Raw genomic sequence first — 13646 nt, 5'->3', positions numbered from 1 at the left:
GTCGCGCTGCGTACCGTTTCCCCGTCCCCATCACCCTCGGTGCAGATGGTAGACGGCCATGGGTAATGAATTGGCCATGTCGAAGGTGCAACACGAGTCGGGGGGAGCGCCCCGGCGACAGGGCTGACCGTCGCGGCGGTCGGGGCCGGGGCCGGGGGATGCTCACGGTGGTCAGCCTGCCGATACGGGCAGAACTCCGGGGCGATCCGCGTACGGTCCCGCTGACCGACCCCACGGTGGACAAGTCCCCTGGGCCTGCCTGCCGGACTACGGGTTCTCGCCATCTCCTCAACACCGCGGCCGGCCGCATGGGCATCACTCCCAGCGACTTCCCCGACCGACTCTCCGCACGGGGACACGAGGACACGAGGACGCGCACGGCTACCCGGCACGTCGTTGTCGGCAGGTTCTGCGAGTTCGCCCAGCAATCTGCGAGGTCGTGCGGGTTTCGGTAAGTCGCGCCGTCCGGCGCTGCTCACCGGGCACTGCGGCGACGGCTCAGCAGTGAGCTGCCTGCGAGTACCAGGCCGAAGGCGAGGACCTTGGCGGCCTGGTAGTAGCCGGTCGCCGGGTTCTCCGGGGCGCCGGGAAGCCGGAGGAAGACCCACACTGCCCAGAGAACCCCGAAGACGACCAGTCCGATGGCCCCCCACGTCCCGAGGCCCGCCCACCAGAGCCCCGGGCCATGGGTCCGTTCGTCGGCCCGTTCGTCGGCCCGTTCGTCGGTCCGCTCAATGTCCTGTTCGGTCAACGGCCTTTTCTCCTGCGCGTGTAGGGACAGACGAGCGAGAAGACGCAGGCACCGTACGGGAGGTTCACCGGGCTGAGCCTTCCCGGCCGGGAGCGGGCACGGGCCGACCCCGACGGTGCGCTACGCCGCGGCAACCTCTTCGAGACCGAGGCGGTTCCCGAGATCAGGACCCGGGAGCTCCGGTCACAGCTGCGGTCACGGTTGCAGGAAGGGGGCAGCAGCCACGCCGTCCACGAGCTCCGCCGGGCCGCCCTCGTGCGACAGCACCGCGAGCGCTGCCGCCAACTGTCCCCAGGTCGCCTCCGACAGCAATGCCTCTGCCTCCCCCGGGGTGCACATCTGCCACTCCGCCAGTTCCGTCTCGTCCAGCCTTATGCCCTCCAGCCGATCGTCCTCCAGCAGTCCGCCGTCGAAGACGTGGACGATCCGTGGCTGTTGGCCGTCGCTCCGGTTCACCCAGTCCAGGGCGAGCAGCCGTCCCGGCACGCACGACAGCCCGGTCTCCTCCGCAATCTCACGCACAGCCGCCTGCCGCGGAGCCTCCGTCCCGGCCTCCACGGTTCCGCCCGGCAGACCCCAGTGCATACCGCTGTGCCACGGCTGGAGCCGCACCAGCAGGATTCGCCCCCGGAGGTCGGTGAACAGCACCCTCGCCTTGGCCACAACAGCGGGCAGGAGCCGTACCGAAGCGGCTCCCGCAGACCCGCCCTCGAGGGGCCGGGCATCGTTGCCTGTCGGCATTGGATCATCCATGCCACGAGCCTAGTAGCGTTGCCGCGCAGGCCGACCGCTGCGAGCCGAGACCGCCCCTCCAGCATCACCGTGGCGGACATGCGCGCGGACCAGATGCTGGCGGCGCTGGAGGCCAGCAACGCGCGCGGGATGGTGCACAGGGGCATCAAGCCCGCGAACGTCCTGCTCTCCGAGGACGGCACCGCGAAGGTCGCCGATTTCGGATCGTCCGGGCGGTAGCGAGCGACGGCGCTGCCCTGACCGGCGCCAGCTTCACCATCGGTGCACCGCAGTACATGCTGGCCCCGCCAGCATCCCGCTCCTGAAGGAAAGAAACAGGTTGGGCCTCGTCCACGATCACGTAGTCCGCCTTGCCGCCCTTCGAGAGCTGGGCGACCAGGTACGCGTACAGGTCCATGCCCTCCGGCGCCTCGACCGCCTCCGTCACCAGACCGAGCCGGGAAGACAGCTTGCCCTCCCCCGCACGGCCGTCACGAGTGAGGATCACACCCTGCAGACCCCTCGCCACGTAGGGTGCCGACACGCCGCGAGAGCGGCTCGGCAATCGCTCTGACCTGGGCCGACGCCACGGCTCCCCCGTAGGCGCAAGCCCACGGTGCACCCGTCCTGACGACCGTGCACACTCATCACTATGCCGAGTACCCCGCGCCTTGCCTCCTCCATCGACATACGCGCCCACCTCATCGATCAGCTCAACAGCGTCCTGCGCCGCCCGGCGGCCTACGGCGACCTCGACACCGCCATCTGGTTCCTGATGGACCACCTGCTCGTGGCCGAGCTGAACGCCGGAGCCTGGCAGGAGGAGCAGTCCCGCCTCACCGAGGCAGGCGCGTGGTACGCGGACGGAGTCCAGGGCGCCTTTCGAAAGCTGCTTCCGCGGGACGAGGCCCGCGACACCCACACCGCCTCCGTCTACGCCGAGTTCGCCCACCGCCGGGGCTGGCTCGCCGCAGACCGCCTCATGTCGAACTCCGAGTACGAGGCGATGCGCGACGCGCTGCCCGGCTGGTGCGTCGTGGACCGGGACTGGCCGGACGTCACCGCCGAGTTCGGCGAACCGTCCGTCGTCATCGGCGGCCCGAACCCCCGGGTCAGCAAGGCGCTCGTCTACGCCACCGCGGCACCGGAGGACCCCCTGCTCGTCCTGCACCTCTGGAACGACTACGACTCCGGGCGGGCGCAGCCGGCTGTGCTCGCCGCCCGGGTCGGCGGGAACCTCCTCCCGGAGTCGTTCACGTTCACACCGCTCGGCAGCTCTCCCGACGGACCCGGCGGATGATGAGACCGGCGGATGATGCGGCGGCCGTCAGTAGAGCTCGTCTCCCGGCTGTTTGTCCCAGTACTTCCTCGCGTTCGCCTTCGTCGAGTTTCCATCGATCTGAAGGGAGCTGTCGAAGTACGAGATGATCTTCCCGGTCGTGCGGTCCCTGACGCTGAACTCATTCGTCGACGGGTCCCACCGGTAGATCTTGTTCTTCAGGATGCTGTCCTTCTCCCGGACGCCTTCCTCCCTCGGGCCGTTCGTGAACCTGTCCGCCTCCAGCGCGTAGTCGTCCTCGTCGTAGATGTTGAGGTCCCGGGCGTGGTCGTCGTAGTGCTGACGCAGACCGGCCGGGCTGGTCCAGCCGTCCCGTGCCTTCTTGATGTCGGCGTCGAGTTCTTCGCACCCGGGATCCGGTGCCAGGCCCAGCAGGTCGACGAAGGTGAACGGATTGCCGACGTAGGCGACCGGATTCGGCGCCGGCCGCAGGCCCAGCGGGTCTGGGGAGAAATAGCGGGCCGTTTCCGGGTCGTACGTGCGGAAGTAGTTGTGGTGAAGCCCTGATTCCGCATCGAAGTACTGACCCGGGAAACGCAGCGGCGTGTACGCCGTCGCGTCGCGGTTCCACGTGGTGGCGCCCCAAACCGTCGAGCGGCTGCGCCAGGCGATCTTCCCGTCCTCCCCGACCAGCTCCTTCGGGGTACCGATCAGATCGGTGACGATCGCGAAGAACCGCTCGTCCACCACCTCCTGCGAGGCGTCCGCGACGCGTTCCGTCTGGGTGAGCGGGTGGTGGCCGTCGTGGTTCCAGGTGAGGATCACCGCCGGAGCGCCGGGGCCGTCGGCGATCGCGGTCTGTTCGCACAGCGTCGTTCCGTCCCACGTGAAGAGGGTTTCCTCCACGACCCCGGGCACCAACCCGGCCGGCGCGAGGCGCTGTTTGGCCGTGCGGCGACCCAGTGCGTCGTACCGGTAGCGCCAGTGCGTGCCGTCCGGGGTCACCACGGCCGCGAGCCGGTCCTCGGCGTCCCACTCGTAGCGCCAGGTGTCCGGCTTGCGGGACAGCCTGGTCCGCTGCTGGAGGACCACCCGGCCCCGCTCGTCGTGCTCGTAGCGCACTCGGCCCGCCCGGGTGATCCGGGTCCCCGTGTACTCGCGTGCGCCGCGCGCCTCTTCTCCGGGATGTCCGTCCGGCCAGAAGGCAGCGGACTGGTTGCCCGTCCCGTCGTAGCCGTAACGCTCCGACCAGCCGTCCGCATCCACGGCCGTGACCCGCCCGAGCGCGTCGAGCGTGAAGGACCGGTCACCGTTCAGGGCGTCCTCGATCCCCGTCAGGAACCCGTCGTCCCGGTAGCCGTACTCGCGGCGTTGCAGGACGGTGCCGTCCGCGCCGGTCACGTGCTGCCCGGTCACCCGCCCCCGGGCGTCGAACCGCTGAGCCACGGTCAGGGCCCGGCCGACTGTACGGCTCACCTCGCGGCCCGCCGCGTCGCGCCCGAAGGCGACGGTCCGCCCGGACGTGGTCAGCTCACCGCGCCGGCCGTCAGAGGTGAACGTCCACAGGCTCCGCGCCCCTGTGGGGGTGGTCCGTCCCACACGTCTGCCGAGCTCGTCGTAGGCGTACGAGAGCGTCCGGCCGTCGACCGTCTCCGAGAGCAGCCGGCCGTGCCGGTCCCGCAGCCTGACCAGCGTGGAACCGTCGGGGGTGGTCGCCGCGGCCAGCTCGTCGAAGACGTCGTACTCGTACGTCGTGACACCGTCCGGGGTCTCCTTGCGGATCACCTGCCCCAGCGCGTTGCGCTCGAAGGCCACCACTTGGCCGGGGCCGTTCGTCCGGGACGAGAGCTGCCCGGAAGCGTCGTGGACGGAGTCGACTGTCCGGCCGTCGAAGTCCGTTTCCGACACCAGCCGGCCCGCGGCGTCGTAGACGTAGGTCCACTCGGCACCGTGCGGGGCGGTTACGCGCACCGGGCGCAGTTCGGCGTCGTAGGTGAACTCGTACCGCGCCCCGTCCTGGGTGGTGCGTGCCGACATCAGGTCGAAGTCGGTGTACTCGTACGCCGTCGTTCCACCTGCCGCATCCGTGTGGGTCAGGCAGTTGCCCTCGCCGTCGTACGTCCAGGACTGCTCCGTGCCGTCCGGGGCGATCCGGCGGGACGGCTTCCCTTCCACCGTCCATTCCATTCGGGTGACCGCGCCCAGCGGGTCGGTGAAGCGCACGACCCGGCCGAAGGCGTCCCGTTCGAAGCGGGTGACCGCACCGAGCGGGTCCGTCACCCGGTACGGCAGGCCCGCGGCATCGGAGTCGATGCGGACGACGGCCCCCAGCGGGTTCGTCTGCGCAACCAGAGAGCCCCGTTCGTCGTGCTCCAGCACGGTCGTCGAGCCGGTCGGCGAGGTCATCGACGTGCGATTGCCCCGCTCGTCGTAGGTCTGGTGGAACACCCGGCCGTCGGGGTTCACCACCCGCGTCGGGAGACCGAGGTCGTTGTACTCCATCCTGCCCACTCGCCCGTCCGGCCGCTCCAGGGCCGTGAGCAGACCGCGCTCGTCGTAGGAGCGTCGGGTGGTGTGGCCCAGTGCGTCCGTCTCCATGACCGGCAGGCCGCGCCGGTCGTACGCGTGGCGCGCGACCGCGCCGAGCGCGTCGATCGATGCGACCACACGGTGGGCGTCGTCGATCAGATACCGACGGATGTGGCCCTCACCCGTGGTGGTCTTGGTGACGCGCAGCCCCGTCCCCGGGTCGACCGTGTCGTAGGTGAGGGTGAGGGCCAGCTGCCCGTCGGCGCCGCCTTCGGCGATGCACCGGTCCCGGTCGTCGTACGCGTAGGTGAAGCGGCGGTCGTTGGTGTCGGTCCAGGAGGTGACGCGGCGCCGCTCGTCGTAGGCGAGGCGCAGCGGCCGGCCCGAGGAGTTGACGACTTCGGTGAGGTTTCCGTCGGTGTAGCCGTACGCGAGGACACGCGGGCCGCCGGTCAGGTGGAGGGCGGTGACACGGCCTTCGGCGGTCTCGAAGCGCAGGTGGTAGCCGCCGCTGTGGGCGATGCCCAACGGGGTGCCCTCGGCGTCGTACTCGAAGGTGATCGTGTTGCCGTTGCGGTCCTCGATGCGGTCGATGACCGCATGTCCGTCACCGTCGTCCTCGGCGGAAGCGGGAGCGGGAGCGGTGAAGAACCGGGTACGGCCCAGGGCCGGGTCGGTGACGGCGTAATCACCCTCCGGAGTGCGGTCCAGCGACCATCGGGGACCGCTGATCGCGAACACCGGGACGCCGGGGGCGGGATGCGGGTACGGGACGACCAGACCGTCGGCGGTGACCAGGACGACACCCTCGGGGTCGATCTCCAGGTGTTCGTCGACGGTCGAGGACCAGCTCGGGCCGAACCAGCGGCCGGCCGTGTACCCGGACTCGGCGCGGCGGGTGAAGACCAGGGGCAGGGTCCCCGGCAGGACGATGTCGGTCTGCGGCAGGAACATCCGGCCGGTCGCCAGGTCCACCGGGTCGGTACCGTCGCACCGCTTCTCGCAGTCCGGCTTCTCCCGCTGGTGCGGGCCGTCCTCGTCCAGGCCCTTGCGGGCGGGCCCCTTCAGATCGTCGAGGTGTTTGGCAGCGGAGCCGATCTTCTTCAACGACCCCAGGCCCTTGGAACCGACCGCCTCCGGGATCATCTTGCCGAGGCCCTCGGAGGGGTCCTTCATGAACTCGTCGAGCATCTGCTTGCCCGCGCCCAGCGGGTCGTTGGCCATGGTGACCAGACCCGCGGCCGTCGAGTTCAGGTTCGTCACGTACTCGGCGGGGTGCGTCAGGTTGTAGGGGTCCACCGGGTTCAGCGCGCGGGCGAAGTTCACCAGACCGGCCGTGCCCTTGAGGACACCGCCCGCGAGGTGGGTCTTGGCGAGGTCCATGTAGTCCATGCCGTCGCCGAGTTGCTTCGCGTACGAGGGCTTCGGCGGGGCCGCGTCCCGCGCCGCACGCACCGCCGTACGGACCGTCTCCGCGACGTCGTTGCGCTGCTTGCGGGCCGTGTCCAGCTTGTCCTGCGCCGCCGTCGCCAGCCCGGTCCCCGGGTCGGTGAAGTGCTCCGAGGGACGGGGCGGCAGAGTGTCCTTCTTCGCCTTCAGCGCATCGTTGTAGGCGCTGACCAGCTTGTTGTGCGCGTTGCGGGCGTCGGTGGAGACCTTCTTGGCATTGTTGTACTCCTCCAACGCCTCCTTCGCCTGGTTCTGCGCCCACTCCACCGTCTCCGCGAACCGGCCCATCGCGTCCGCGGCCTTCCCGAACGCCTCGGCCGCCTTGAACCAGAGCGGAGGCTCCTTCGCCACCGCCTCCCGGAACGAGTCCGCCGCCTTGCCCTTCAGCCCGTCCGGCTCCCCCATCCCCTTCAGACCGTTGCCGACCTTGTCGAACGAGGCCTTGAAGTCGTTCAGGTGGGACACCTGCGCACGGATCTTCGACACACTGCCGTAGACCAGCCTGTTCGGATCCTCGGTCTGCCCCAGCTCCAACTCCGCCACGTCCGCGCCGAGCTGGTTGGCGGCAGAACGGCTCTTGTCACGGATCCAGTCGCCCGCATCGTCCAGACCCACGTCCTCGGCGAGGTCGGCCGTCTTGTCACCGGCCCACTCGATCGCGTCGCCGACCTTCTCCGCACCCTTCTCGACGCCGTCCTCGATGACGTCCGGTACGAAATCCCGCCAGCCCATCAGCGACCGCCCCCGTCACGCTTCGCCTGCTCCAGCAGATCCTTCAACGAGCCGATCTTCCCGCTGGACGTCAGCTTCTCCCCCGTGTCCGACCAGGTCTTCCTGATGTCCTCGCCGCTCTTCTCGAAGGACTCCGAGCTGTAATCGGGCATGTAGGTGTCAGCGGAAAAAATGTCCCCCCCACGACTTCTGCTCGATCTCGTCCTCACTCGCGTGCGGATTGCCGAACGCGGCAGCGTTCACAACCACCTTGAACGAGCCCTGGAGGTACTGCTCCTCCTCCCACACCGTGCCCGCCGCGATCCCCAACGACTGGGCCAGCGTGCTCGCGTTCTGCACCAGACTGCGCACCCCCCACTCCCAGCGCTCGCAGAAGTCCTCGAAATCGGTCGCCAGACCCGCGTGCCCGGCCTCCATACCCGTCATCGACAGGCTCTCGAACCCCGCACCCATCGAAGCCCCGGCCGCATCCCCCGACTCCCGCAACTCCCCGATCGCCGCCCGCAGACCGTCCTGGATGTTCTTGACCGCCGCCGGCGAAACCTCGAGATCCCCGTCCCCTGCCATCAGGCCGCCTCCCCGTCCGCCGTCAGATCCACGGCACTGCCCTCGGGAACGATCCCCACCACCGGCGGGAAGAACATCGACCCGTCCTCGTCCGCCACGTTCACGACCACACCCGCCGGACCGCCCGCCATCGGAACCACCGCATCCACCAGGCGCGCACCCAGCACCGACAGGTACTCCCACTCCCGACCGGCGTCCGCCTCACCACGCGCCGCCACGAACCGCGCCAACGCAGCCTCGTCCGTGAACGCGTACACCCACCGGATGCCCCCCGACACCGCCGACATCAGACCACCCTCGGGGCCGTCCGCGAGCGGAACCAGCAGGACGGCCCGCCGGAACTCCCCCACCAGGCGACCGGAATCACCCGACCCGCCCCGTATCGCCGCGATCTCTGCGGTCAGTTCCATGAGCTGCATCCCCTTCAGCGCCGGTCAACGTCCTGAAGGAACACGCTATCGGGGGCCCCACCGGTTCCCTCGGGCCCACCGGGGGCCCTGTCAGGCGTGCTGGGCACGGACCGGCTGGTCTGATGCTCTGCTACTCCGTCCGCAGCACCTCCGCCACCGGGGCCTTCGCCGCACCACGGGCCGGGAGGTAGGCCCCCAGCGCGGCGATCACGGAGCCCGAGAAGGCCAGGAGTAGCGCCGTCGGCCAATTCCACACCTGCAGCAGGGAGTCCGGCAGATCGAGCCCGGTGCCGTGCCCGGTCATCGGGATGATGATCCGGTGCACGAGCATCCCGAGCGGGGCGCCGATGAACCCACCGACCGCTCCGAGCATCGCCATGGACGTCACCACCATGGCGATCACCTGGCGCGGCGTCATGCCGATCGACTTGAGCATCCCCAGGTCCTTGCGGCGCTCGCGGGTGTTGAGGACCACCGTGTTGAACACGCCAAGGCTCGAGACGATGATCAGCAGCACGGTGAGAGTCGACACCACGCTGATGATGACCTTCTCAAGGCTGTCGGTGGCTCCGTTCACAACCGCGTTCAGCCCCGGGTCCGTACGCGCGACCGCCTCGGCGTAGGCCTGCGGGTCGGTGCCCTTCGCGAGCTGGACGGAGAAGCCCTGGGCTCGCTGGGCCGGGCTGAGCCGGACGAACCGACTCCAGTCGAGGGTCGTCACGTCCCATCCACCGACGCTCTCGCCGACGATCTTCTGCGGCTGGGGTCCCTCGCTCGTGTCCAGCGTGATCGTGTCGCCGAGGGACACCTCGTGCTGGTGCCAGAACTCCGACGAGACCACCACCTCGTTCGGTCCCTCGATCCAGCGTCCCCGGGCGAGATCCGGGTGCAGCTCCGTCGTGTCGCCGCTCTCGACACCCACCCGGAGGGTTCCCGACCAGCCCGCCATGCGGGTCTGCAGCGGGGCGTGCGCGGACACATGCTCGGCCCCGGGCAGCGAGCGCAGCACCGCGAAGAGCTGCTCGTCGGAGTGCGTCGGGCCAGGAGTCTTCCACTTGGGGTCGTTGACGTCGACGCGCACCTGGATCTTGTCGGTCTGCTGCTGCATCTGCCCGAACTTGACGACCGAGGCCGAGATACCGAGAGCCATGGTCACCGTCATGACGCCGAGCACGACGGTCGACAGTGTCAGGGCCGTGCGACCCGGCCGGGCGAACGGCCAGCCCAAGCCCAGGCTCACCGGGCGCGGCAGGCGCGATCGGCCCAGCTTCCGCTGGACCGCCAGACCGTATCCGGTCTGCTGGACGCTGCCCGCGCTGATGGCAACGGCGGCGGGTAGGCGGCGGGCTCGCATCGCCGGAATGAGCGCGGACAGCGCGACGAGCACCGGCATCCCGATCAGCACCACCGGATAGACCCACGTCGGGACGGTCGCCTTGTCCATGACGAGGTCGTTGCCGAAGAGGCCCCAGAAGGCCTGGTTCACCAGCTTCTTGCCGAGGAGGCCGCCGAGCACCGAGCCGAGCACGCAGCCGACCATCGCCGGGAACGTGACCATGACGAGGTAGACAGCGGTCACCTGGTTCGGCGTGAATCCCATGGCCTTGAGGACTCCGATGTGCCGGAAGCCCGAGACGACCGCGCCGCTGACGACGTTGCCCACGATCAGGACCGAGACGATCAGGCCGAGAATGCCGAAGACCGTCAGGAACGGCACGTAGGTGTTCGGGCCCTTGGCGAGGTTCGCCTTGATGGTCAGGTACGAGCTGGTGCCCGTCAGGGCGTCGGACGGCAGTCCCTTCGTGGCAGCGGTCATGCCGGCCGTCAGCGCCGAGTCGGATCCGGCGTGCTTGAAGCGGTACATCATCTGGAGCGAGGGCGAAGCGGATTGCAGGGCCTGGGCCTGGTCCTGCGTGACCCAGCCCCCCGCGGACTGGCCGGCCGAGTTCGCGTAACCGACGACCTTGAGACGCACACCGTCCGGGGTGACGACCTCGTGCTCGGACTTGATCTGATCCGGACCGATGAACGACGGCTCGTTCAGGACGATCTCCCCGGGACCGGTCACCCAGCGGCCGGCGCTGAGCTTGAGCGTGTCGACTGCGGTGTCCGGCCGGTCGCGGCCGACGACGGTGAGGGCACCCGACAGCCCGATCGGATGGTCGCCGGTCTGCGCGGGCGAGTGGAGGACGGCCTGCGGGTAGGGGCCCGCGACGGCCTCCACGTCGGGGGCGGTCGCCGCCTGGACGATCTGGGCGGCAGTCGCCTTCGAGCCGTCGAACTCGGCGACGACGTGCGCACCGTTCGCGGCGTCGTAGGCCGTGTCGAAGGGGCCCGACACGGCCGCCAGCAGGGCCAGGGTCGCGACGGCCATGGCACTGGAGACCATGACGACGACGCCGAGGACGAATGTCTGGAACCTGCGCCGCTTCACCGCTGCGCGGGAGGCCCGCCACACGGCGCTCATCGGGTGACCTCCCCGACCACTGCGCCGTTCACCGAGCTGTCCCGGGCGATGCGCCCGTCTGCAACCTCGATGACCCGACGCGCGCACTGGGTGGCGAGCCGCGGGTCGTGCGTGACGATCAGGAGGGTCTGGCCGAGCTGGTTCAGGTCCGTGAGCAGTTGCATCACCTGGTCGCCGGACCGGCTGTCCAGGGCGCCGGTCGGCTCGTCGGCCAGCAGCAGCGACGGCTGGTTCATCAAGGCCCGCGCCGTGGCGACCCGCTGCCGCTCGCCGCCCGACAGCGAGGCGGGATAGATGTCCTTCCGGTCGGCGATGGAGAGTTCGCCCATGAGCTCCAAGGCGCGCTTGCGGGCGGCCGACGCCTTCAGCCCGACCAGTTGTCCGGCCAGGGCGATGTTGTCCAAAGCCGGCAGGTCGTCCAGCAGGTTGAAGAACTGGAAGATCATGCCGATCCGGCGACGCCGGAACAGCGCCAGGCCCTTCTCGTCGAGCTTGACCAAGTCCTCCCCGCCGACGACGACCGATCCGGCAGTCGGCCGGTCGAGCCCGGACACCATGTTCAGCAGGGTCGACTTCCCGGAGCCGGACGGCCCCATCACGGCCACCGATTCCCCCGCGCCGATCTCCAGCGAGACGTCGTCCAGGGCCGCGTAGTCCCCGAAGTCCTTCCGTACGTCCGTGAGTCGGACAACGAGTTCCCGCTCCTCGTAACCGCCAGTGTTCGTCATGAGGGGAACAGTGCCGATCACTCTGGTCCGGCGGCATCGGAGCGTCGTCCACATGTCGACCGCTCGGTTACCGACCTGGGGCGTACACCCACGGTCCGATACCCCCGGCATGATCACAGAGCTACGATCGCGCCATGCCCACGACACCGCCTCCGACGCTGGTCCAGCGCGTGACACCCGGCGCGTGGACGGCGCTCGCCTGGTGCGTGTCCACGCTGTACTCCTTCATCGTCCAGATCCGCTGGCCTGGAGAGTCCTGGGGGCTGGTGTACGAGAAGACGCCACGCGCCGCCCCGTTCTCGATGCTCCCCCGGGAGCAGGCGGCCCTGCTGATCGCGGCGGTCCTGCTGTACGTCGCCTGCCGGCTGCTGACCCGCAGACCGCTGGCGTCGATGACGATGCTGGTGGTCAGCGCGCTGCTCCTGACCAATGGCCCCTTCCACACGGTCAACATCGCACCCGAGCAGTACCTGCCGGTGTGTGTCGCCTTCTGTTTCGTCGCAGCCACCGAGCCGCGGCGGACCTCGCTGCGTGCCGCCGGGCTGGTACTCGTCGGACTCTTCGGCTACATCGGTGTGCGCCTGGCGCTGGGACTTGCCGTCGGCACCTCGGTCGAGGCCGTCGTCCTGATGATGATCGCCGTCGCGTGGGTGGTCGGTAACTCCCGGCACCGCGAACGCGTACACGCCGAGGAGATGCGCACCCGGGTGGCGGAGCAGGCGGTGACGGCCGAGCGGCTGCGGATCGCCCGCGAACTGCATGACATGGTCGCGCACAGCATCGGCGTCGTAGCGTTCCAGGCCGGGGCCGCCAGGCGCGTCATCGATACGCAGCCGGAGGGGGCGCGCAAGGCCCTCGGCGCCATCGAGGACACCAGCCGGGAGACGCTCGCCGGACTGCGGCGCATGCTCGGCGCGCTCCACGACGCCGCGTCCGGTGACGGAGAGAAGCCGATCGCCGGGCTCGAGGACGTCGACACACTCGTGGAGAACGTGAAGAACGCCGGCGTCCGCGTGGACGTCGAGTGGCGCGGCGAGCGGCGTCCGCTGCCGCCGGAGGTCGACCTGTCCGCGTTCCGCATCATCCAGGAGTCCGTCACCAACGTGGTGAAGCACTCCAGAACACAGCAGTGCCGCGTCTCAGTGATCTTCCAACCGACCGACCTGTCCGTCGTGATCGTCGACAGCGGATCCGGGAACGGCAGAGGCGAAGGCACCGGCTACGGTATCGCCGGGATGCGTGACCGGGTGAAGCTGCTGCACGGCGACTTCACCGCCGGTCCGCGACCCGAGGGCGGCTACCGAGTGACCGCCCGTCTCCCCATCCCGATGGAGGTCTGATGCCGATCCGCGTCGTGCTCTCCGACGACCAGCCGCTGATCCGTACCGGGCTGGGCATGGTGATCGCCGACATCCCGGACATCGAGGTCGTCGGAGAAGCCGGGAACGGCGCCGAGGCCGTACAGATGGTCCGGGATCTGAATCCCGACGTCGTCGTCATGGACATCCGCATGCCCGGCATGGACGGCATCGAGGCCACCCGGATGATCACGAAGGACGTCGGCGCCCCGCACGTCATCGTCCTGACGACGTTCGACGACGACGACAACGTCTACGACTCCTTGCGAGCCGGAGCTTCGGGATTCCTCGTCAAGGACATGGCACTGGACGACATCATCACGGCCGTACGGGTCGTGGCCGCCGGGGACGCGCTGATCGCTCCGAAGGTGACGCGCCGCCTGATCGAAGAGTTCGCCGGCCGCCCGCAGCAGGCCGCCACACAGCCGGCTAAGGAGATCCGGGGGATCACCGGCCGCGAGCTCGAGGTACTGACGCTGATCGGCCGGGGCATGTCGAACGCCGAGATCGCCGAGGCGATGTTCATCAGCGGCGCGACCGTCAAGGCATACGTGACGCGCCTGCTGTCCAAACTCGACGCCCGCGACCGCGTCCACCTCGTCATCATCGCCTACGAGCACGGCCTGGTGACACCGGCGGGATAG

Annotated in this window: 12 protein-coding genes and 1 pseudogene; 4 read left to right on the top strand and 9 right to left on the bottom strand. The window is 69.4% G+C overall.

Annotated elements, in window-relative coordinates; genetic code table 11:
- Positions 1 to 475: 475 nt before the first annotated feature.
- Both AC3IYJ_RS30305 and AC3IYJ_RS30300 read right to left on the bottom strand, forming a co-directional pair.
- The gene (locus AC3IYJ_RS30305; RefSeq protein WP_489397693.1) at positions 476 to 751 is read right to left on the bottom strand and encodes a hypothetical protein; all 276 of its coding nucleotides are present in this window, start codon (positions 749 to 751) and stop codon (positions 476 to 478) included.
- A 195-nt stretch (positions 752 to 946) separates the two neighbouring features.
- Complete coding sequence (locus AC3IYJ_RS30300) at positions 947 to 1492, bottom strand: NUDIX domain-containing protein (protein WP_489397692.1); 546 nt, start codon at positions 1490 to 1492, stop codon at positions 947 to 949.
- 90 nt (positions 1493 to 1582) lie between these two features.
- Between AC3IYJ_RS30300 and AC3IYJ_RS30295 the strand changes: the two genes are divergently transcribed.
- On the top strand, positions 1583 to 1723 hold the full coding sequence (locus tag AC3IYJ_RS30295) for a protein kinase domain-containing protein (protein WP_489402972.1): 141 nt from the start codon (positions 1583 to 1585) through the stop codon (positions 1721 to 1723).
- Positions 1724 to 1823: 100 nt separating this feature from the next.
- On the opposite strand, the pseudogene AC3IYJ_RS30290 reads toward AC3IYJ_RS30295, so the two are convergent.
- Positions 1824 to 2048 (bottom strand): annotated as a pseudogene (locus AC3IYJ_RS30290) (hypothetical protein); the annotation flags it as partial.
- Between the two features lie 87 nt (positions 2049 to 2135).
- Here AC3IYJ_RS30290 and AC3IYJ_RS30285 point away from each other — a divergent pair.
- Positions 2136 to 2783, top strand: a complete 648-nt coding sequence (locus tag AC3IYJ_RS30285; RefSeq protein WP_489397691.1) for a hypothetical protein — start codon at positions 2136 to 2138, stop codon at positions 2781 to 2783.
- Positions 2784 to 2810: 27 nt separating this feature from the next.
- On the opposite strand, the gene AC3IYJ_RS30280 is transcribed toward AC3IYJ_RS30285, so the two are convergent.
- From AC3IYJ_RS30280 to AC3IYJ_RS30255, 6 genes are all read right to left on the bottom strand, one after another.
- Positions 2811 to 7472, bottom strand: a complete 4662-nt coding sequence (locus tag AC3IYJ_RS30280; RefSeq protein ID WP_489397690.1) for a putative T7SS-secreted protein — start codon at positions 7470 to 7472, stop codon at positions 2811 to 2813.
- On the bottom strand, positions 7472 to 7624 hold the full coding sequence (locus tag AC3IYJ_RS30275) for a hypothetical protein (RefSeq protein ID WP_489397689.1): 153 nt from the start codon (positions 7622 to 7624) through the stop codon (positions 7472 to 7474). The genes AC3IYJ_RS30280 and AC3IYJ_RS30275 overlap by 1 nt, the downstream gene beginning before the upstream one ends.
- A gap of 7 nt (positions 7625 to 7631) precedes the next feature.
- A complete protein-coding gene (locus tag AC3IYJ_RS30270; RefSeq protein ID WP_489397688.1) occupies positions 7632 to 8039 on the bottom strand; it encodes a hypothetical protein in 408 nt (135 codons plus the stop codon).
- Positions 8039 to 8449 carry an SseB family protein gene (locus AC3IYJ_RS30265; protein ID WP_489397687.1) on the bottom strand — a complete coding sequence of 137 codons (411 nt, stop codon included), beginning with the start codon at positions 8447 to 8449 and terminating at the stop codon, positions 8039 to 8041. Before AC3IYJ_RS30265 ends, AC3IYJ_RS30270 begins: the two co-directional genes overlap by 1 nt.
- Before the next feature lie 130 nt (positions 8450 to 8579).
- Positions 8580 to 10916: an ABC transporter permease gene (locus tag AC3IYJ_RS30260; RefSeq protein WP_489397686.1), complete on the bottom strand. Its 2337-nt coding sequence runs from the start codon at positions 10914 to 10916 to the stop codon at positions 8580 to 8582.
- Entirely contained in the window at positions 10913 to 11644 is a 732-nt protein-coding gene (locus tag AC3IYJ_RS30255; protein WP_489397685.1) for an ABC transporter ATP-binding protein, read from the bottom strand. The genes AC3IYJ_RS30260 and AC3IYJ_RS30255 overlap by 4 nt, the downstream gene beginning before the upstream one ends.
- A gap of 134 nt (positions 11645 to 11778) precedes the next feature.
- Between AC3IYJ_RS30255 and AC3IYJ_RS30250 the strand changes: the two genes are divergently transcribed.
- Both AC3IYJ_RS30250 and AC3IYJ_RS30245 read left to right on the top strand, forming a co-directional pair.
- The gene (locus AC3IYJ_RS30250; protein WP_489397684.1) at positions 11779 to 12984 is read left to right on the top strand and encodes a sensor histidine kinase; all 1206 of its coding nucleotides are present in this window, start codon (positions 11779 to 11781) and stop codon (positions 12982 to 12984) included.
- On the top strand, positions 12984 to 13646 hold the full coding sequence (locus AC3IYJ_RS30245; RefSeq protein WP_489397683.1) for a response regulator: 663 nt from the start codon (positions 12984 to 12986) through the stop codon (positions 13644 to 13646). The genes AC3IYJ_RS30250 and AC3IYJ_RS30245 overlap by 1 nt, the downstream gene beginning before the upstream one ends.

The sequence above is a fragment of the Streptomyces sp. GL_140 genome (assembly GCF_057834465.1).
The sequence above is the reverse complement of the archived record's forward strand: the minus strand, read 5'-3'. Positions and strand labels throughout refer to the sequence as shown.